Origin of the sequence: Pseudoalteromonas fenneropenaei (genome assembly GCF_042643375.1) — a bacterium.
Taxonomy (GTDB): domain Bacteria; phylum Pseudomonadota; class Gammaproteobacteria; order Enterobacterales; family Alteromonadaceae; genus Pseudoalteromonas; species Pseudoalteromonas fenneropenaei.
The window spans coordinates 1-1,217 of the sequence record NZ_JBHRSD010000037.1; the positions used below are offsets into that span (position 1 = coordinate 1).

The 1,217-nt window shown below is 40.8% G+C and carries 1 protein-coding gene; it reads left to right on the forward strand.

The features are described from left to right. A partial coding sequence (locus ACFOEE_RS20510) for a cell division protein FtsZ (RefSeq protein WP_377127329.1) occupies positions 1-978 on the forward strand: 978 nt, incomplete at its 5' end. Positions 979-1,217: the final 239 nt, after the last annotated feature.

Here is a 1,217-nt window from a genome sequence, read left to right on the forward strand (position 1 = left end):
GTCAATTTCTATTGTATAAATACTGACAAAGTTGTTTTAAACCACACTCAAAGTGACGAGTCGGTGTTAATTGGCGAGCAACTTACTCACGGTTATGGTGCTGGTGCTGATCCCGCCGTTGGTTTGCTTGCTGCGCAAGAGAGCGAAGCACAATTAATAGGGTTAATTCAAAAGTGCGATATATTACTCTGTGCGGCTGGCTTTGGAGGTGGAACGGGCACAGGCGCGAGCCCATATATCGCAAAATTAGCCCGAGAGCATAGCAAACCCGTGATTGGGATTGCCACATTACCTTTTTCTAGCGAAGGCGAATTCAGACGTCAAATTGCGCAAGAAGGACTAGACGAATTTAAACAGTACGCTAATGCTGTAGTAACCCTGCCAAACGATAAGTTGATAGAGGTTTTAGGCAGTGATGTTGGACTATTTGATGCGTTTAAGCATAGTAATCAACTTCTCCATTCATTAATCGTGGCATTAATCGATATGCTCTGTCATCAAGGACTGATAAATATTGATTTAAAAGATTTTGTCAGAGTAATGGACGCAAAGGGGGATGCGGTCTTATGCGTGGGTAAGTGTAATGAGGAAAGTGATTTACAGCGTACATTAGAGCAGACGTTAACCAACCCGCTTATCAGTAGCGTAGATATGAGTACAAGTACAGGGGCGATTATTCAAATAAACTGTAAAGAAGAGATCTCGTTAGGGAGCTACGACCTTATTTCAAGCACCGTTTGTCAAAAAGTAAGCCCTAGCGCTTTGATCATCTGTGGTGTATCTAAACTTGAAAAACTACAAAGTAACTACGAGATTTTGGTTATAGCAACTGGGGCAAAACCTAACTCGTATTTGCAGGATGATGAGAAGGACGGAGCAACTGAGCAACGTGCCATCCAAAAACAGCAAAAAAAGGATGATATACTTGATATTCCAACTTTTTTTCGTAAACAATCGCCAGCGCCAACCTCGAAATAAGTGTAAATGTTGGGAAAGGACTGTTTTAGAGTGTAATGTCGGTTCTTGATACTCTGTTAAATAACTTAGGGTTTCATTGGTAGTGAGCTGAACAAATATCGGATATTCAAATTGTTGTGTCCGTTATTGACGCACCAGCTTGTCTACAAGTGGATAAAAAGACCGACTGTTCGTTAATTAAAGTGGTTTTGTTATCAAGGGAGAGAGCTATGTATACCTCAGATGATATTTATATTTGG